Raw genomic sequence first — 17610 nt, forward strand, 5'->3', positions numbered from 1 at the left:
GTTAGCCCGCTTTCTTTTGCCTACTTTTCTTTGCGGCGGCAAAGAAAAGTAGGTGCTGCCCCGCACAGGGGCGACGCGAGCAGTGGTAAGTCAAATCGCGGATGCCAGCGAAAGCGAAAACAAAAACAACAGCAAAACCAAAACCACCAGCGTCGCAGAAAAACCAAAACCCCACCGGCAACCCCTTGCCGCATTAAACCTTGATATAGGTTGACTCAACCATTCGACTGCAAGTCGAACCTTATGTACGGCTAGTCGCGCCAGGTGCATCCGTTTAACTTTGATCCATCGCGCAAGCGTTAAAAAAACGCAAACCGCACCGACATCATTGAACCGGACAGACCTGCCATGACTACCTCGCTTATCGACCTGCCCGCACCGCTCGCCGACGTCGTGTCGCGCCGCCCGGCATCGCCCATCGCCGCCGAGCAGCAGTGGCGCCGAATGAACCCATCGGCATACGAATCCGCGCCGCAGCGCGGCAGCGTCGCCGTCGCCCGCTGGACCCATGGCGGCAACGCGCCGATCGACGTCTCGAACGAAGGCAGCGTCGACGATCACTGCATCGGCCTGAATCTGAAGTGCGCCGCACTCACGTTCGATCACGCAGGACGGCGGCTCGTCCACGGCCGTCTGACGGCAGGCGCAGTCCAGGTCACGGCACCCGGTGTACCGACTCGAGCCACCTTCGCGTCTTCTGCCGATGTAATGCATCTGTTCGTATCGCAACAGGTACTGGCCGAGTGCTATCAGGACCTGTTCCAGCACACCCGCGATGGCGACATCGTGCTCGACGATCCCGAACTGATCCGCGACCCCGTGCTCGAACGTCTCGGCCAGGCGCTGGCCGTGTCGCAAAGCAACGACGCCGCGCTCGGCAAGATGTTCACCGATAGCGTCAGCCTCGCCATCGTGTCGCGCATCGTCGCGCGTCATTTCGCCGGCGCAACACGCCGTTCGCGCGAAGCCGCACCCCTGCCGCAATGGCGCATGAATCGCGTAATCGAATTCGTCGATGCCCATCTCGCCGAGCCGATCGGTCTCGCCGACATCGCGTCGAGCGCGGGCCTTACACGCATGCACTTCGCCGCCCAGTTTCGCCGTGCCACGGGGCTGCGCCCGCATGAATATCTGCTGCGCCGCCGCGTCGAGCATGCGCAACATCTGCTCGTCACATCGAAGCACAACGTGATGGATGTCGCGCTCAGCTGCGGATTCCGCTCGCAAGCCCACTTCACGACCGTCTTCAAGAAGTTCGTCGGCGAGACGCCGCATCGCTGGAAAGAAAAGACCAGCGACGCGCGTTAAACGCGCTGTCCCGCGCTTTCGACTGTCCAATAGCCTCGCCCGAACCGATCGCTTTTCACAGGAGTTTCGCCATGCTCGCAAACGCAAACATGATGGATCCATGGACCCAGACCATTGGTCTGCTAGGGACGCCCTCACGCCTGATGGCCGTCGCAGAAGGCGCAGCGCAGCCGCGTCTGGTCATGCGCAATGTCGATGAGCCGGCGGGCGCATCGGTGACGCTGATCGACCGGCCCACGCCGTCGACGGCGACCATCGCGTGGCGCGATTCGACGCGGGGCTGTTTCGGCGACCAGGTCTGGCGCATGGCGCGCGCCCGCATGGCAGGCTTCTGCGCGATGAGCGGTCAGGCCATCCATCCCGGCGACGCCGTCTACAAACCGAACCCGCGCCCCACGCCCGTCAATGGCGATGCCATGATTCTCGCGTCCGTCCTGCGCGGCGCGCAGACAGCGGAGGCAGCGTAGGGCACCGACGACGCGCGCACAGCGGCGACACTCAGAGGCGTGCTGGCGGCGCATCGTGTCCCCTGTCGTGCGCGCCTCGCGGCGCGTGTGGCATAGTCCCCGGCTGGAGCGCGAGGCGGCTGCGAGCGGAAAGCGCTGATATAGCCGCCGGATTGCGCGAGTAGGAATGCTCACTTTGCCTGGGTCCGCGAATGGCAGATATCGTCGGCAGCATGCGTGTCTTCGTCCGGGTAGGCGAGACGGGATCGTTCACGGCGGTGGCGAAAGAAAATGACGTCACGGCTGCGCAGATTTCGCGTGCAGTCACCTCGCTCGAGGAGCAGTTACACGCGGCGCTGCTGCATCGCACGACGCGCCACCTGTCGCTGACGGAAGCGGGCAGCCGCTTCTACGAACGCGCGAAGGCGATCCTCGCCGACCTCGACGCAGCCACGGATGAAGCCCGTAACGCCAGCGTCTCTCCCGCCGGCAAGGTGCGGCTGCATTGCGCGCCGGGCCTTGCGCAGAGCACCGTGGCAGCGGCGCTGGTCAGCTATCAGCGCGCCTATCCCGATGTCTCCGTCGAACTGAAAATCGAGCAGAGCATGCCGAATCTGGTCGAGGATGGCTATGACCTGTCGCTGATCTCGGCGACCCAGCTTCCGGATTCGGCCTATATCGCGCAACCACTAGGCGCTGCCTGGGCGTTGATGGCTGCCTCGCCTGCTTACGTGAAGCAGCATGGCATGCCGCTCACGCCCGACGATCTCGCCGCGCATACGTTGCTCAAGCTCGAATCGCCCGTTTCGCCGCCCGACGAATGGCACCTCGAAAGCGGGCATGAAACGCAGATCCTGACGCTCGCGCATGCGCCGCTGCAGGTCAACGCGCCCGGCGTATTGCGCGCAATGCTTCTGGATGGCGCAGGCATTGGCACGCTGGCGACCTATTCGGCCGTGGAAGATCTCGTCGCGGGGAACCTGGTGCGTGTGTTGCCGCAGTACAGGCTCAAGCCGTTTACCGTGTATGCGGTGTATCCGTCGCGACGCTATCTGGAAGCGAAAGTGCGCACCTTGCTCGACCACTTGCGCGCGACGCTTACGCCGGCGCTGGAGGCAGCGATCGAACGCATCGAGGCGCTGAACGTGGCGCGTGCGGCCAGGCGGGCGTAGCAACGCGATTACACGCAGCGCCATCAAGAATCTTTATCCTCGCGGCAGGCTTAATCGAAGCGTGGCCGCTCAATAGACTGATTCTCAACCGGTATCGACCGGATCACCATTGGAGAATCAGTCATGACGACCACGATCGACCTCACGCATCACACCATCAATGCGAACGGCATTCGCCAGCACTATGTCGAAGCGGGCGAGGGCGCACCCGTCGTGCTGCTGCACGGCTTTCCCGAAACGCATTACGCCTGGCGGCACCAGATTCCCGTGCTCGCGCAGCACTATCGCGTGATCGCGCCGGACTTGCGCGGCTATGGCGAGACGGACAAGCCAGCGAGCGGCTACGACAAGCGCACCATGGCCAACGATCTGCGCGCATTGTTGCGCGAGCTCGATATCGAACGGGTTGCACTCGTCGGCCACGATCGTGGCGCGCGTGTGGCGACGCGCTTTGCGAAGGACCACGCGGAAGTGGTGGACCGCCTTGTCGTGATGGACAACGTGCCGACGCGCATCGTCGCGCAGACACTCGATGCGAAAATCGCGCGCGCTTACTGGTTCTTCCTGTTTCATCAGGTGCCCGATCTGCCGGAGACGCTGATCGCGGGCAAGGAACGCGCATGGCTGCGGCACTTCTTTTCGGACTGGTGCTACGACCCGAACGCAATTTCAGGCGAAGCGTTCGAAGCCTATGTGCGCGCTTATGAAGCGCCGGGTGCCGTGCGTGGTGCGATGGCGGACTATCGCGCCAACGCTGTCGACGTTGCGCAGGACAAGGAAGATGCCGACGTGCTGATCGAAGCGCCGACGCTCGCGTTGTGGGGCGAGTCTTTCTACGCAGTCGGGCAGATGTTTGATATGGCGAACGTGTGGAAGAGCATGGCGCGCGATGTCGTGACGCACGCGATTCCGCGTGCAGGGCATTTGCCGCATGAGGAACAGCCGGAAGTTGTGAACCGGATTCTGGTTGATTTTCTTGAGGGCTGGAGGGGGTGAGAACATGCTTGCGACGCGGCCAGACTCACCGCCGCGTCGTCATGCGATGAACGCGAGTCACTCGCCCGCGTGCGCCTCACCGATGACCTTGCCACGGAAGATGTAGTACTGGTACAGGTTGTACCCAACCATCACCGGGAAAATCAAACCGATCCCCGCCAGCATGAACGCGAGCGTGTGCGAGTCCGAAGCGGCTTGCACGATCCCCAGTTTGCCCGGCACGAAATCCGGAAACAGGCTCACCGCCAGCCCGGCAAACGACACGATGAACAGCGCCACCGCGCCACGGAACGGCCCGCGCGCTGCGCCCATGTACAGCGACGCCATGATGAACGCAAACGCGAGCGCCGCTGCCAGCCCGAGCGCGATCAGCACATGCATGACGCCGGGCTGCGACCAGCGGCCGAGTCCGACATCGCTGAAAAACCACGTGGCGATGGTCAGCAGCAGCGCGGCGGCTACCGTCAACACTGCGCTCAGCAAGGCCAGCCGCCGCGACCATTGCTCCATCATGCCTACCGTTTTCTTCACCAGATATGTCGAGCCGAGCAGCGCGTAACCGGCCACCACGCCGATGGCCGCCACCACCGTGAACGCGGTGCTCATTTCATCGGGCACGAGGCCCGTGATGATCTTGCCGAGCACGACGCCCTGCGCGAGCGCCGCGACGAGGCTGCCGAGGCCGAACACCTTGTCCCACAGCGGACCATGCTCGACGCTATGGCGGAATTCGATTGCCGCGCCGCGCATGATGAGTCCCGCGATCAGCGCCATGATGGGCAGGTAGAGATCCTGCATCAGTTGCGCATAGGCCATCGGAAACGCACCGAACAGCCCGCCGCCGAGCACGACGAGCCACGTTTCGTTCGCGTCCCACACATGACCGATCGATTCGACCATCACATCGCGGTCTTCACGCCGCGAGCGCAGCAGGCTGAGTATGCCGACACCGAGATCGAAGCCATCGGTGACGACGTAGAAGACCAGCATCAGGCCGAGCAGGCCGAACCACGTATAGGCCAGCAGCGAATGAGTAGAGCTATCCATGAGGCAATCTCGTAAGGGGAGTACGCGGCATCAATAGCCGGAGATGGATTTCGGCGTCGTGGCGCGCGTATTGGCAGCCGTGACGATGGCGGGCGGAACAGCCGTCAGATCGGGGCCTTGACGCAGCCAGCGGCGCGCCAGCACGAAGAACGTGAAGAGCAGCACGACATAGAACGCGAAGAACATCGCCATGCTCAGCGAGACCGACGAAGGCGCGACCGCCGATGCCGCCTGACTCGTGCGCAACAGCCCGTACACGACCCATGGCTGGCGTCCCACTTCACGCACGATCCAGCCCGCTTCGACGGCCACGTAAGGCAACGGAATGCACAGCACCCACGCGAGCAGCAGCTTGCGGCGTGCAAGCAATGCATCGAGACTGCCACGCGCCTTGCGCAGCGCATGCACGGTCCAGAACGCGAGCAGCATGAAGCAGAAGCCGATCCCGGCCATCACGCGGAACGCGTAGTAGAGGAGAGGGATCATCGGCGGCTGGTCTTCGGGCTTGAAGTCGGTGAGACCCTTCACCTGGCCGTGCAGCGAGTGCGTGCCGAGCACGCTCAGCATGCCGGGGATTTCCAGCGACCAGTCGTTGCGCTGCGCCGCCTTGTCCGGCCACGCGAGCAGCGACCACGACGCGCCCGTGCCCGGCGCGTTGGTGTGCCAGTGGCCTTCGATCGCCGCGCCCTTCGCAGGCTGCGTTGCGAACACGCTCACGCCGCTCGAATCGCCGAGCCAGATCTGCAAGGGCGCGGCAATCACCAGCACGGCCAGCGCGATCTTGAACGAACGCGCGAAGAACTCGGGGTGGCGCTTGCGGAACAGGTTGTACGCCGAGATGCCCGCGATCACGAACATGCCTGTTTCGATGGCCGCGACCCACATGTGCGACACGCCCCACACCATGTCGGGATTGAAGATCGCGGCCAGATAGTTGGTCACCTCGATCTTGCCGTCGACGACGGCATAGCCCGCCGGCGTCTGCATCCACGAGTTGGCGACCATGATCCAGAACGCCGAGATGCTGGAGCCGAGCGCGACCATGCCCGTGGCGAACAGATGCACGCCGCGCGGCACGCGGCCCCAGCCGAGCAGCATCACGCCGACGAAGCCCGCTTCGAGCATGAACGCCATCGCGCCTTCGAAGCCGAGAATATTGCCGATGAACTGCCCGCTGTACTGCGAGAAACCTGCCCAGTTGGTGCCGAACTGGAACTCCATCGGGATGCCGCTGACCACGCCGACCGCGAAGTTCAGCACCAGCAGCTTGCTCCAGAAGCGCGCCTGACGATAGTACATCACGTCGCCCGTTCTGATCCATAGCGCTTCCACCAGCACGAGGAAGGCCGACAGGCTGATGGTCAGGATCGGCCAGAGTATGTGGAAGATGGCTGTCATCGCGAACTGCGCGCGCGACAGATTGGCGACGTGATCAAGCATGGCTGGTTTCCTCGGTTTGCATCGTGACGGATGGCACGGCAATGGCGCGGGTCGCGGAATCAGGACCGACAGCCACGGCGCGCACGATCTTCACGGGCACGGACTTGTACGACGGCGTGCGGCTTTGCGGATCGAAGGCATAGAGCGGCACGAGCGGGTTCACTTCGGGGTAGTACGCGCCGCAGCATCCATCGGGCAGCGAATATTCGACCACCTTGAAGCTGCGGACCACGCGTTCGATTCCGTCCGTCGACAGTGCGACGATGTCGACGCGCTCGCCCGGATGCAGTCCGCGCTTGCGCAGTTCATGCTGGTTCATGAACACGACGTCGCGCTGGCCGAACACACCGCGATAGCGGTCCGAGTGCGAGTACAGCGTGGTGTTGTACTGGTCGTGGCTGCGCATGGTGGTGAGCCACAGCGCTTCGTCGTCGTTGTGCCACGGGTTTTCGTCGAGTCCCATGAAGACCAGGAAATTTGCCTTCCCCGTCGGCGTGTTCCAGACGCGCTCGCGCGCCGATGAAACCAGATGAAAGCCGCCCGGCATGCGAATCCGTTCGTTGTACGCCTGGAAGATGGGGAAGACGATTTCGATGGCATCACGAATGCGGTCGTAGTTCGCGATCATCTGCTCCCACGGCACGCGCGACCTCGCGCCGAGCGTCGCGCGTGCAATGCCGGCGACGATGGCCGGTTCGCTTTTCAGATGCGGCGAAGCCGGTTCGTTGCGGCCGCCGGATGCGTGCACCATCGACATCGAATCTTCGACGGTGATCGATTGCGGGCCGTCCGCCTGAATGTCGATTTCGGTGCGGCCGAGGCACGGCAGAATCAGCGCTGCCTTACCATGCACCAGATGGCTGCGGTTGAGTTTGGTGGCGATATGTACTGTCAGATCGAGCGTGCGGATCGCTTCCTGCATGCGCACCCAGTCGGGAATGGCCGCGGCGAAATTGCCGCCCAGGCCGATGAACACTTTTGCCTCGCCGCGCATCATTGCTTCGAGCGTCGCGATCACATCGTTGCCGTGATTGCCCGGCGGGCGAAAGCCGAACGCACGCTCGATACCGTCGACGAGCGCCTGGCTCGGCTTCTCCGTGATGCCGACCGTGCGGTTGCCTTGCACGTTCGAGTGTCCACGCACGGGGCAGATCCCCGCGCCGGGCCTTCCGACATTGCCGCGCAGCAACGCGAGGTTGGCGATCTGCTGGACGTTTTCAGTGCCGCGATGATGCTGCGTAATGCCCATGCCGTACACGAGAATCGCGTTCTCGGCCCGCATGTAGATGTTGGCCGCATTCTCGATGTCGGCACGTGACAGACCGGCGTGCTGTTCGATGGCATCCCATGATGTCGCGCGCAGATCGTCGAGCAACGCGTCGATGCCATGCGTATGGCCTTCGATGAACTCGATGTCGAGAATGCGCGGCTGATCGGCGGCGAGTGCGGCGTCGTCCGCTTCGACGATGGCTTTCATCATGCCCTTGAGCACGGCCACATCGCCGCCCACGCGCACCTGGTAAAGATACGTGCTGATCGGCGTAGAGCCGAGCGTCGCCATTTCGACGGGATTTTGCGGCGATGCGAAGCGCTCCAGCGCGCGTTCGCGAAACGGATTGAACGACACGATTTTCGCGCCACGGCGCGACGCCGAATGCAGGTCGCTCATCATGCGCGGGCTGTTGGTGCCGGGGTTTTGCCCGAAGATGAAAATGGCATCGGCGTGTTCGAAGTCTTCGAGCAGGACCGTGCCTTTGCCGACGCCGATCGATTGCGGCAAGCCCACGCTGGTGGCTTCGTGGCACATGTTCGAGCAGTCGGGGAAATTATTGCTGCCGAATTCGCGCACGAACAGCTGATACAGGAACGCCGCTTCGTTAGACGCGCGGCCCGACGTATAGAAGTCGGCCTGATCAGGATGATCGAGCGCATTCAGATGACGGCCGACGAGTGCGAACGCGTCGTCCCATTCGATCGGCACATAGCGGTCCGACGCGGCGTCATAGACCATCGGATGCGTGAGACGTCCGACCATTTCCAGATCGTAGTCGTCCCACGCGGTCAGTTCGGACACGCTGTGCGCAGCGAAAAACTCCGGCGTGCAGCGGTTGACGGTCGCTTCCCACGCAACCGCCTTCGCGCCGTTTTCGCAGAACTCGAACGACGACGTGTGCTTCGGGTCGGGCCACGCGCAACCGGGACAGTCGAAGCCTTCCGGCTGGTTCATGTGCAGCAGCGGCTTTGCGCCCGACACGGGAATGCCCTGCAACGTCAATGCTTCGCCTGTTGCCATGAGCGCGCCCCAACCGCCTGCCGGGTCGCTGTAAATGCGGATCACCTTTTTTTTGCCCATTTCGGTTTCCTGTGCAGTCCAACCAGTTTCATTAAGCAAATGATCGGGTGAAGGAAACAACCGGGCTTGCGAGTTCGCCCGCAGGTTTTGAATCTAAACGAACGCGCCGTTTCTATGTTGACGCTGTATTTCAAGGGGTAAAACGAAAGCGGGCGATCTGCCAGATGCAGACCGCCCGCTTTTTTTACAGCGCGGAAATGAATGACGTGCTTACGTCCAGTATTTGTAGTCTGTCACGCCATGTACGTAGCCGTGGATATCGCGCTGCTCGTGCCGTTCGTGCGCAGGCCGTGGATCGCGTTCCAGCTTCTGCATGGCGGGCCGCGCCTGCGCGGGTACGGCTTCCTTCCATGCAGACGGCACAGCCGTGGCCGACACGGGCGCGGACGTATCCGCTTCGGCAGCCAGCCGTTCGAGCGGCAACTGCGCATTGGCGCCAACCACCAGAATGGCCTGCATCATGCCCGGCGCCTGATACGCACCGAGCGCCGCCAGTACAACGCTGCACGCCGCGACAGCGTACGACGCACGAAAACGAGGAAAGGCGAGGGTGCGCATCATGCATTCTCCATTACGCGCGCGACACGATTAAACGTTGGCTGTGGGTACGCGCTGACAAGCTGCGCATCGAGTACGGCTCTCAGGTGCGACGTCATGAAATCGATGAAAGTCTTGATCTTCGCGTCGATGTGATGCCTGCTCGAATAGACGGCGAAAACACGCGTATTTTGAAGGCGCGATTCGGGGAATAGTTGCACGAGCCTGCCGTCGCGAATGTCGTCGCTTACGCAGTGCACGGGTAATGCCGCTACGCCCGCGCCTGCCAGTGCCGCGATGCGGATCGCCTCGATATCGTTGATCGAGAACTGGCTGGCGCTGTCCGGGCTGCCCGGCTGGTCCGCGGGTTTGACGAGGCTGAGCTTGACCGTCTGTTCATTCGGCGGGATGCGGAATGCCACCGGCGTCAGCGCGTGTTCGTCGACATCGCTCGCGGCGTCGATCCGATGCGTCTGAAGAAAGCCCGGCGATGCGATCAGCACCCGCTCGCAATGGCCGATCAGCTTGCAGACGTTGCCCGAATCAGGCAGCGCGGGTGCCGACACGATGGAGACGTCCACTTCGTCTTCGAACAGATTGGCCATGCGCGGCAGGAACTTCAGTTGCACGGCCACGGCCGGAAAGCGCTTGCGGTATTCCATGACCGAATGCGTCAGTTGCGCGAGCCCCAGTTCCGTTACGCAATGAATCCGCAGCGTGCCGCGCGCGCAGGTATGCGCGTCGCCGGCTTCGGCCTCGGCTTCTTCGAGATCCGCGAGGATCTTCTTGCACTTCTGGTAGTAGCGCTCGCCCGGTTCCGTCAGCGAAATCTTGCGCGTCGTGCGTTGCAGAAGCCGCGTGCACAACTGGTCTTCGAGCGACGACACGGCGCGCGACACGCTGCCCGTGCTGCAACTCATATGCTCGGCAACCGCGCTGAAGCTGCCCGACTCGACGACGCGCGAGAAGATGCGCATGCTCAAGATCTTGTCCATGGAACCGTTCACCTCGTGCTGTCTGATCCGCTATCTGATCCGATTTGGCTGGTACGGCATACGTCTTTTGCCGCATGAGACAAAGATAGAGCGTGGCGACGGAATGGAAAATCCTACGTTGGGACGGCGGTTTAATCCAAGTAGTCAGAGCTTCATACGGAGGTATAGGGTGTTGTGTCGGATAGCGCTGCTGTCGGTCTTATGGCGCATGCGCAGCATGAGGCGAACACGTCGATGCGCCTTCTCGTTGCGCGCTATGAGATGAACCCGTCTGCGCTGCAATCCCGCATTGCGTTGCGCGCAACCATACTGCTGTGCCGTGCGTTTATGCTTCGGTCGTGCCCGTCGGCAGTGCTTCAGAAAATTTAAAGGGGCGATCTTTACCTGCAGCATCGTCGTATGTCGCATGCAGCCACGTGTTTAGTGCAAACGCAACGTGTTTCGTGCCACATGTGCTGCGTTGCGATGCCTCACGTGCGAGAAAACATACGTGTGGGCACTCGGCGCAAGGTGTGAATTTCAGCGTGTGTATTCAGGTTTTTTAATGGTCCGACAAAGTATTCTTCACTCCGCATTGCTACGCTGCGAGATGAGCCGGAATAGCCGGCTGCATCAGAGCAAAAAGGCCGGATGTCGTCCGGCGCGGAGGAGTCGTGATGAACAAGAACATTGCCGGCGTCGAGATGCCCGATGGCGCACTGGCTAGCGCAGCATTCGAGGAAGTTCGCGGGCTCGAACCCGAGTCATTGCTGAACCACGCACTGCGCGTGTTTCTGTTCGCTGCGCTGATCGGCACGAAGGAAGCGCTTCCATTCGATGCCGAATTGCTCTATGTGGGCGCGCTTTTTCACAATGTCGGCCTGCACGTGCGCTACAGCCGTTCGCCTAACCGTTTCGAAATCGACAGTGCGAACGCCGCGCACGAATTCCTGCTCGCCCAGGGCGCCGATGAATCCGCGGCGGCACAGGTATGGACGGCCATCGCGCTGCACACCACGCCCGGCATTCCCGAACATATGGCGCCGCTCGTCGCGCTCGTCAGTGCGGGCGTGCAGATGGACGCGCGCGGCGCACGCTACCACGAGTTCACCGCGCAGCAGCGCGACGCAATCGTGCAGGCGTTTCCACGGGAACGCGGCTTCAAGTCGATGCTGATCGAAGCATACGCGCGCGGCATGGAGCTTCGTCCCGAGACGACCTTCGGCACGGTCAATGCGGACGTGCTCGACAGATGGGATCCCGATTACCGGCGCCTGAATTTCTGCGGGCTGGTACTGGGATCGGAGTGGCCCAATTGACGATCCAGTGGATGATCCTACTGCGGATCCCACCGCGGATCAGGGGCCGATGAAGTCAGAACATTCAGGCAAGGTAAAGCAATGAGCACCCCGGCGATCAATCTTCCGCCCGTCCTCTCCACGCAGCCCGATGCGGGCGCGCACGATCTGGCGATGCCGTATTCATCGCTCGAATACCGGCAGCACCAGATGTTTCCGCGCCTGTCCGCGGCTGAAATCGCGAGCCTGCGCCGCTTTGCTCAGCCTATGTCGTTCCGTGAAGGCGAGCTGATCTTCGAAACGGGCCGCATCGCGCTGGGGCTGTTCGTGCTGCTGCATGGCCGCGTGCGGATCTGCTCGCGCGACAGCTTTGGCCGCTCGACGCTCGTGACGGAGCATGACGACGGGCATTTCATGGCCGAGATGGCGCAGCTGTCCGGCAAGCCTGCGTTGATCGACGGCATTGCGCTGACCGATTGCGAAACGCTGATGGTGTCGCCCGACAAGCTACGCGCGCTGATCGTCGCCGACGCGCAACTCGGCGAGCACATCATGCGGGCGCTGATCCTGCGCCGGCTGGGGCTGATCGAGCAGGGTCTCGGGCCGATCATCGTCGGCAACGGCGACGATGCGCGTCTGGTGCGGCTGCAGGGCTTTCTGCGCCGCAACGCGTATCCCGCGATGGTGATCGACGCGCGGCACGACGCCGAGGCGATGACGCTGCTCGCGGGCATCACGACAGGCCCCGACGATTTTCCGCTGGTGTTCTGCCCAAACGGTTTCGTGCTGCGCGCGCCCGATGAAGCGCAGCTTGCATCGTGCCTCGGCCTCGTGCCGACGTTCGAGCGCTCGCATGTGTACGACGTGGCGATCGTCGGTGCCGGGCCGGCAGGGCTGGCGGCGGCCGTCTATGCCGCCACGGAAGGGCTGTCCGTCGCGGTGTTCGACCAGCGCGCGCCGGGCGGCCAGGCAGGCGCCAGTTCGCGGATCGAAAACTACCTTGGCTTTCCGACGGGCATTTCGGGCCAGGCGCTCGCCGCACGTGCGTTCCAGCAGGCGCTGAAGTTCGGCGCGCATCTGGCGATTCCCGGCAAGGTCACCTGCGTCGATACGGAAGACGGCGTGCATGGCCTGACCCTGCTCGATGGCCAGCGCGTCAGCGCGCGCACGGTGGTGGTCGCGAGCGGCGCGGCGTACCGCAAGCCGGGGATCGACGGTTTCGAGCAGTTCGAAGGGCGCGGCATCTACTACTGGGCATCGCCCATCGAGGCCAAGCTCGTGAAGGGGCAGGACATCGTGCTGATCGGCGGCGGCAACTCGGCGGGTCAGGCAACCGTGTTTCTGGCCAACTTCGCGCGTAGCATCCGGGTGCTGATTCGCGGCGCGGATCTCAACGCGAGCATGTCGAAGTATCTGATCGACCGGATCGGCTCCTTGCCCAATGTCTCCGTCTGCACGCGCTGCACGCTGCAGGCGCTCGACGGCGATGAAGCGGGACTCACGCGGGTTCACGTGCAGCGTCAAGGGGAAGGCGAGGGTGACGAAACCATCGATACGCGCCATCTGTTCCTGTTCATCGGCGCCGATCCGAAGACGGACTGGTTGATGGCGAGCGGCGTCGAACTGGATAGCCACGGCTTCGTCGTCACGGGTTTCTCCCGGCGCGCACAGACGCACACGGGCACGGGCACGGGCGTTCAGTATCCGCTCGAAACCAGCTTGCCGGGCATGTTCGCAGTCGGCGACGTGCGCTCCGAATCGACCAAGCGCGTGGCATCGGCGGTGGGCGATGGCGCGGCCGTGGTCAGCCAGATTCATGCGTACCTTGCGCAGTGCAGTGCGGCCGCACAGAACATTTAAGAACAATTAGCCGCCGCGTGCCGCTCCACTCGCTATGCTTCGGCGCATGTCGCAGCGAGTGAGAGATAACCGATGACCCGTTTCAATGCAATGCGCGCCGTGTGGCTGTGCTCCCGTCCGTTCCTGTCGTGCATGTTCGCCGTAGCGGTGTGTTCCAGCAGCTCGCTCGCCGCCGCGCCGAAAGCGGGCACTCAGGCGCCCGGCTTCTACCGCACTGCGTTAGGCGATTTCGAAGTGACGGCCTTGTCGGACGGCACGCATCCGTTCCCCATCGACACGGTCATTCAAGGCGTGTCGAAAGCGGATATCGCACACGATCTCGACCGCGAATTCCTGCAGCCACCCGTGCAGGGATCGATCAACGCGTTCCTCATCAACACGGGCGCGAAGCTCGTGCTGATCGATACGGGTGCGGGCGTGCTGTACGGCGACTGCTGCGGCAAGGTGATGGCCAATCTCCGCGCATCGGGATACAAACCTGAAGATGTCGACGAAGTGCTGCTGACGCATCTGCACAAGGATCACGTGGGCGGGATCGTGGCGAACGGCGCGATGGCGTTTCCGAATGCGATCGTGCGTACCAGCCAGGCCGAGGCGGACTATTGGCTCGATCCTGCGAACAAGGCCAAAGCGCCCGCGTTTCTCGCCAGTTTTTTCGATGCCGCGCGCGCGTCTGTTGCGCCGTACGTTGCGGCAGGGCGCTTCAAGCCGTTCAGCGGCAACGACGTGCTCATCGAGCCTGGCATCCATGCACGCATCGAACCGGGGCACACGCCGGGGCATAGCGTGTATGTGATCGAGAGCGCATCGCAACGGATGCTGGTGTGGGGCGATATCGTGCATGTGGCCGCTATCCAGTTGCAGAACCCTGCTGCATCCGTCGAGTACGACAGCGATGCCGGTGCCGCGCAGCGTGCGCGGCGCGACATGCTGGACCTTGCTGCCGGGCAGCGTGATCTCGTGGCGGCGGCACACATCGCGTTTCCCGGTCTCGGGCATATTCGCAAGGACGGTACGACCTATCAATGGGTGCCCGTCAACTACGATGCGTCGCCGGCGCGATGACATCGACGATGAGATTCGATGAGTGTGCAACGTCTTCAAAATTTTCGAACGGATCGTTCGGATTTTTCCATCCATGCGCGCGTCGCGCCGTTCTAGACTTCGAGGCACATTCACCGATAAGCAGCATGCTACGCATTGTGCGTGCGCGTGATGCATCCGCTCCTGACTTGCCTATTGATCCGCTCATGATCCAGATTGGACCGCTCGATATCGATCTTGCGCGCCGTGAAGCCCGCGTCGACGGCAAGCTGGCGCGCATCGGAAGCCGTGCGTTCGATATCCTCGAGTTGCTGATCGAAGCCCAGGGCGGACTGGTCTCGAAGGAAACCATCATCGAGCGCGTGTGGCCCGAAACGATAGTGGGCGACAACAACCTGCAGGTTCACATGTCGGCGCTGCGCAAGCTGCTCGGCGATGATCGCGATCTGATCAAGACCGTCGCAGGGCGCGGCTACCGTCTGGTGCGCGCGTGCGTCACGGTCACGCATGAGCGCAAGGCCACGCTGTTGCAGACGGGCGAAGAGGCGGTGGACCGAAGCGCCGTGCCGAACAACTTGCCTGCGTATGGCTCCATGCTGGTAGGCCGCGACGAAGCGATGACGCATGTCGCCAACGCGCTGTGCAGCCTGCGTCACGTGACGCTGGTCGGCTCGGGCGGTATCGGCAAAACGCGGGTTGCAATCGAGGTTGCGCGCCGTTTGCTGGAGCATGCGCCAGGCGGCGTATTCTTCGTGTCGCTCAGCAGCGCCGCCGATACGGCCGGCGTGCTGGCCACGGTTGCCGCCGCGCTCGGCATGCGGCCCGAAAGCGTTGCGGCGAGCCGCGAGCGCATCGTCGACATGATAGGCGCACGGCAGATGCTGCTCGTGCTGGATAGCTGCGAGCATGTGATCGACGTGGCTGCACAGCTGGCGAATCATCTGTTGAACGCGTGCCCGCGTTTGCGCGTGCTGTCGACCAGCCGCGAGCCGTTGCGCATTCCTTCCGAATCGCTGTACTGGGTGCCCGCCCTCGACGTGCCCGAACCCGGCGATGACATGCAGCATGTGCACGGCTGCAGCGCCGTGAGCCTCTTCCTGATGCGCGCCCGCGCCATCGACGCGCGCTTCGCCGCCGATGAACCGAGCGTCCACGTCACGGGCATGGTGTGTCGCCGGCTCGACGGCATTCCGCTTGCGATCGAACTGGCCGCTGCGCGCGCGGCGCTGCTCGGCATCGACACGCTCGCCGCGCATCTCGACGACCGCTTCGGCATGTTGACGGGCGGCACGCGCACCGCGTTGCCGCGCCATCAGACGCTAAAGGCCACGCTCGACTGGAGTCACGCACTGCTCGACGATGTCGAGCGCAAAACCCTGCGCCGCGTCGGCATTTTTGCCAGCCGTTTTCCGCTCGAAGCGGCGATTGCCGTCGCGAGCGACGCAGGCATACGCGAACTGGATGTGGTCGCGGCCATCGCGGCGCTGGTCGAGAAGTCGCTGCTGGCCGCGAGCACGGGTCCGGGTAACGCGTCGTTCCGTCTGCTCGAAACGACGCGCATGTACGCGCTGCAGAAGCTCGACGACAACGGTGAACGCCGTCGCGTCGCGCTCAACCATGCGCGGTATGTGTCCACCTTGATCGATAGCAGCGCGGGTGCGCAGGCGCAGTCTGCGAGCGACAGCTGGCGTAGCCGCATGCCCGAGCTACTGGACGAAGTGCGCGCCGCGCTCGCGTGGGTGTTGTCCGACGACGGCGACGACGCATTGCGCGAAACCTTGCCCGTGGATGCCGTGTTTCTGTTCTACGACCTGTCGCTGATCGACGAATGCTGCACGTGGGCGCGGCGTGCGCTTGCCGCGCTGCCTGTATCGGGCGAATCTTCAGCGTCGTCGCCACGCCAGCGCGCGCGGCTCAGGCTGTTCGCAGCGCTCGCGCTCGTGCATGGCCCCAACGCGAAAACGGAGGCTGCGCAGTTGCTTCGATCGGCATGTGCGAAGGTAAGCCTGGGCCGCGATTGCGAGGACTTCAGAATGGCGGGCCAACTGCTCCTGCACGTGAAGGGCCTGGTGCAGAAACCGTTCGACATGCCGGGCGAGCGTCGGCGCCCGGAAGCCGCAAGCAGACTGGCAGGCGTGACGTCGCTAAGGAAATACGCATAGCGGCGAAGGCCCGCCTCGCGTCAACCCATGGCGGCACGCCGTTGCGCGACCTCATCGATCAGATCGGGACGTTCGAGCTGATCGACCCACCAGCGCAACGCCTTGCCCGCTTCGTCGTCGCGCCACGCGAGATAGAAGTGCGTGACGTCGCGCATGCCGCACACTTCCTTGCGCACCAGTTGTCCCCGGTTGATCGGCCCGGCGGCGATACATTCAGGCACCGTGCCCACGCCGAGGCCGCGCATCTGCGCAGCGAGCTTGGCTTCGAGGGTCGGCACCGTCAGCACTTCCTGATTGACGGCAAGCCCGATAGTGCGCGGCGCGAGCTTGCGCGACGTATCGCTGATGGCGACTGCGCGATGGCGTGCGACGGTATCCATCGTGAGCGGCTCGGCAGCCGATGCGAGCGGATGTCCGGGTGCAACCACGAACGCATGCCTGAGTGAACCGATCGGCTTCGCGACCAGGTTGGCGATGGGCGGCGGCTCGCCTGCCGCACCGACGACGAGATCGGCGCGCCGCGTAATCAGCGCGTCCCACGTTCCGCCCAGCGTTTCCTTCGACAGCACCAGATGCGTGCCGAGATTGAGCTTGTAGAACTCTGTCACGTGATGCCATATCAGCTCGAACGGGATGATTTCGTCGATGGCAATGCGCAGTTCGGATTCCCAGCCGTGCTCGATGCGCTTCGCTTTCTGTTCCAGTTCGCGTGCTGCTTCGAGCAGACGCCTGCCGTCCTCGACGATGACGCGGCCCGCGTGCGTGAGCTTCGCGCGCCGCCCGGTGCGCTCGAACAGCTTGACGCCGAGATCGACCTCCAGCTTCTGCACCAGATACGTCAGCGAAGACGGCACCTTGTGCAGTTCTTCCGCGGCGGCGGCGAAGGTGCCGGTGCGATCGATGGCGTCGAGCGCCTGCAGGACTTCAAAGGAAAGATTCATGAGTGACGTAAGAGGGTGACGAACAGCCGGCG

The 17610-nt window shown here is 63.2% G+C and carries 15 protein-coding genes; 9 read left to right on the plus strand and 6 right to left on the minus strand.

Features of this window, described 5'->3' with window-relative positions; translation table 11 throughout:
• The 5 genes from DK391_RS44925 to DK391_RS20100 all read left to right on the plus strand — a co-directional run.
• Positions 1-204 (plus strand): hypothetical protein (locus tag DK391_RS44925; protein ID WP_204117401.1); only part of this gene is annotated, 204 nt, incomplete at its 5' end.
• 144 nt (positions 205-348) lie between these two features.
• On the plus strand, positions 349-1308 hold the full coding sequence (locus DK391_RS20085) for an AraC family transcriptional regulator (RefSeq protein WP_109479728.1): 960 nt from the start codon (positions 349-351) through the stop codon (positions 1306-1308).
• Between the two features lie 71 nt (positions 1309-1379).
• Positions 1380-1775: a DUF3331 domain-containing protein gene (locus DK391_RS20090; RefSeq protein ID WP_109479729.1), complete on the plus strand. Its 396-nt coding sequence runs from the start codon at positions 1380-1382 to the stop codon at positions 1773-1775.
• A 191-nt stretch (positions 1776-1966) separates the two neighbouring features.
• Positions 1967-2926: a LysR family transcriptional regulator gene (locus tag DK391_RS20095; RefSeq protein WP_109479730.1), complete on the plus strand. Its 960-nt coding sequence runs from the start codon at positions 1967-1969 to the stop codon at positions 2924-2926.
• Positions 2927-3049: 123 nt separating this feature from the next.
• Positions 3050-3922 (plus strand): alpha/beta hydrolase, encoded by an 873-nt coding sequence (locus DK391_RS20100; RefSeq protein WP_109479731.1) that lies wholly within the window; start codon positions 3050-3052, stop codon positions 3920-3922.
• A 57-nt stretch (positions 3923-3979) separates the two neighbouring features.
• Here DK391_RS20100 and DK391_RS20105 read toward each other — a convergent pair whose 3' ends face one another.
• The 5 genes from DK391_RS20105 to DK391_RS20125 all read right to left on the minus strand — a co-directional run bounded on the left by DK391_RS20105 (position 3980) and on the right by DK391_RS20125 (position 10294).
• Positions 3980-4969, minus strand: a complete 990-nt coding sequence (locus DK391_RS20105) for a cytochrome d ubiquinol oxidase subunit II (protein ID WP_109479732.1) — start codon at positions 4967-4969, stop codon at positions 3980-3982.
• 30 nt (positions 4970-4999) lie between these two features.
• Positions 5000-6409: a cytochrome ubiquinol oxidase subunit I gene (locus tag DK391_RS20110; protein ID WP_109479733.1), complete on the minus strand. Its 1410-nt coding sequence runs from the start codon at positions 6407-6409 to the stop codon at positions 5000-5002.
• Positions 6402-8762: an FdhF/YdeP family oxidoreductase gene (locus DK391_RS20115; RefSeq protein ID WP_109479734.1), complete on the minus strand. Its 2361-nt coding sequence runs from the start codon at positions 8760-8762 to the stop codon at positions 6402-6404. The genes DK391_RS20110 and DK391_RS20115 overlap by 8 nt, the downstream gene beginning before the upstream one ends.
• A gap of 210 nt (positions 8763-8972) precedes the next feature.
• Positions 8973-9323: a hypothetical protein gene (locus DK391_RS20120; protein WP_239482895.1), complete on the minus strand. Its 351-nt coding sequence runs from the start codon at positions 9321-9323 to the stop codon at positions 8973-8975.
• Positions 9320-10294, minus strand: coding sequence for a LysR family transcriptional regulator (locus DK391_RS20125; protein WP_109479735.1), 975 nt, complete (start codon positions 10292-10294; stop codon positions 9320-9322). The genes DK391_RS20120 and DK391_RS20125 overlap by 4 nt, the downstream gene beginning before the upstream one ends.
• Before the next feature lie 656 nt (positions 10295-10950).
• On the opposite strand from DK391_RS20125, the gene DK391_RS20130 reads away from it, so the two are divergent.
• The 4 genes from DK391_RS20130 to DK391_RS20145 all read left to right on the plus strand — a co-directional run bounded on the left by DK391_RS20130 (position 10951) and on the right by DK391_RS20145 (position 16637).
• Positions 10951-11592, plus strand: coding sequence for an HD domain-containing protein (locus DK391_RS20130; protein WP_109479736.1), 642 nt, complete (start codon positions 10951-10953; stop codon positions 11590-11592).
• Between the two features lie 81 nt (positions 11593-11673).
• The gene (locus DK391_RS20135; protein WP_109479737.1) at positions 11674-13431 is read left to right on the plus strand and encodes an FAD-dependent oxidoreductase; all 1758 of its coding nucleotides are present in this window, start codon (positions 11674-11676) and stop codon (positions 13429-13431) included.
• A 132-nt stretch (positions 13432-13563) separates the two neighbouring features.
• Positions 13564-14496 carry an MBL fold metallo-hydrolase gene (locus DK391_RS20140; protein ID WP_239482896.1) on the plus strand — a complete coding sequence of 311 codons (933 nt, stop codon included), beginning with the start codon at positions 13564-13566 and terminating at the stop codon, positions 14494-14496.
• A 185-nt stretch (positions 14497-14681) separates the two neighbouring features.
• Positions 14682-16637, plus strand: a complete 1956-nt coding sequence (locus tag DK391_RS20145) for a winged helix-turn-helix domain-containing protein (protein ID WP_109479790.1) — start codon at positions 14682-14684, stop codon at positions 16635-16637.
• 20 nt (positions 16638-16657) lie between these two features.
• Here DK391_RS20145 and DK391_RS20150 read toward each other — a convergent pair whose 3' ends face one another.
• The gene (locus DK391_RS20150; RefSeq protein WP_109479739.1) at positions 16658-17578 is read right to left on the minus strand and encodes a LysR family transcriptional regulator; all 921 of its coding nucleotides are present in this window, start codon (positions 17576-17578) and stop codon (positions 16658-16660) included.
• Between the last annotated feature and the right edge of the window lie 32 nt (positions 17579-17610).

It is taken from the genome of Paraburkholderia sp. C35, assembly GCF_003121405.1.
Lineage (GTDB): Bacteria > Pseudomonadota > Gammaproteobacteria > Burkholderiales > Burkholderiaceae > Paraburkholderia.

What these genes read in the sequence shown, in the direction of transcription:
- DK391_RS20085 (WP_109479728.1), top strand. Translation starts at nt 349, where the DNA reads ATGACTACCTCGCTTATCGACCTGCCCGCACCGCTCGCCGACGTCGTG.
- DK391_RS20090 (WP_109479729.1), top strand. Translation starts at nt 1,380, where the DNA reads ATGCTCGCAAACGCAAACATGATGGATCCATGGACCCAGACCATTGGT.
- DK391_RS20095 (WP_109479730.1), top strand. Translation starts at nt 1,967, where the DNA reads ATGGCAGATATCGTCGGCAGCATGCGTGTCTTCGTCCGGGTAGGCGAG.
- DK391_RS20100 (WP_109479731.1), top strand. Translation starts at nt 3,050, where the DNA reads ATGACGACCACGATCGACCTCACGCATCACACCATCAATGCGAACGGC.
- DK391_RS20105 (WP_109479732.1), bottom strand. Translation starts at nt 4,969, where the DNA reads ATGGATAGCTCTACTCATTCGCTGCTGGCCTATACGTGGTTCGGCCTG.
- DK391_RS20110 (WP_109479733.1), bottom strand. Translation starts at nt 6,409, where the DNA reads ATGCTTGATCACGTCGCCAATCTGTCGCGCGCGCAGTTCGCGATGACA.
- DK391_RS20115 (WP_109479734.1), bottom strand. Translation starts at nt 8,762, where the DNA reads ATGGGCAAAAAAAAGGTGATCCGCATTTACAGCGACCCGGCAGGCGGT.
- DK391_RS20120 (WP_239482895.1), bottom strand. Translation starts at nt 9,323, where the DNA reads ATGATGCGCACCCTCGCCTTTCCTCGTTTTCGTGCGTCGTACGCTGTC.
- DK391_RS20125 (WP_109479735.1), bottom strand. Translation starts at nt 10,294, where the DNA reads ATGGACAAGATCTTGAGCATGCGCATCTTCTCGCGCGTCGTCGAGTCG.
- DK391_RS20130 (WP_109479736.1), top strand. Translation starts at nt 10,951, where the DNA reads ATGAACAAGAACATTGCCGGCGTCGAGATGCCCGATGGCGCACTGGCT.
- DK391_RS20135 (WP_109479737.1), top strand. Translation starts at nt 11,674, where the DNA reads ATGAGCACCCCGGCGATCAATCTTCCGCCCGTCCTCTCCACGCAGCCC.
- DK391_RS20140 (WP_239482896.1), top strand. Translation starts at nt 13,564, where the DNA reads ATGTTCGCCGTAGCGGTGTGTTCCAGCAGCTCGCTCGCCGCCGCGCCG.
- DK391_RS20145 (WP_109479790.1), top strand. Translation starts at nt 14,682, where the DNA reads ATGATCCAGATTGGACCGCTCGATATCGATCTTGCGCGCCGTGAAGCC.
- DK391_RS20150 (WP_109479739.1), bottom strand. Translation starts at nt 17,578, where the DNA reads ATGAATCTTTCCTTTGAAGTCCTGCAGGCGCTCGACGCCATCGATCGC.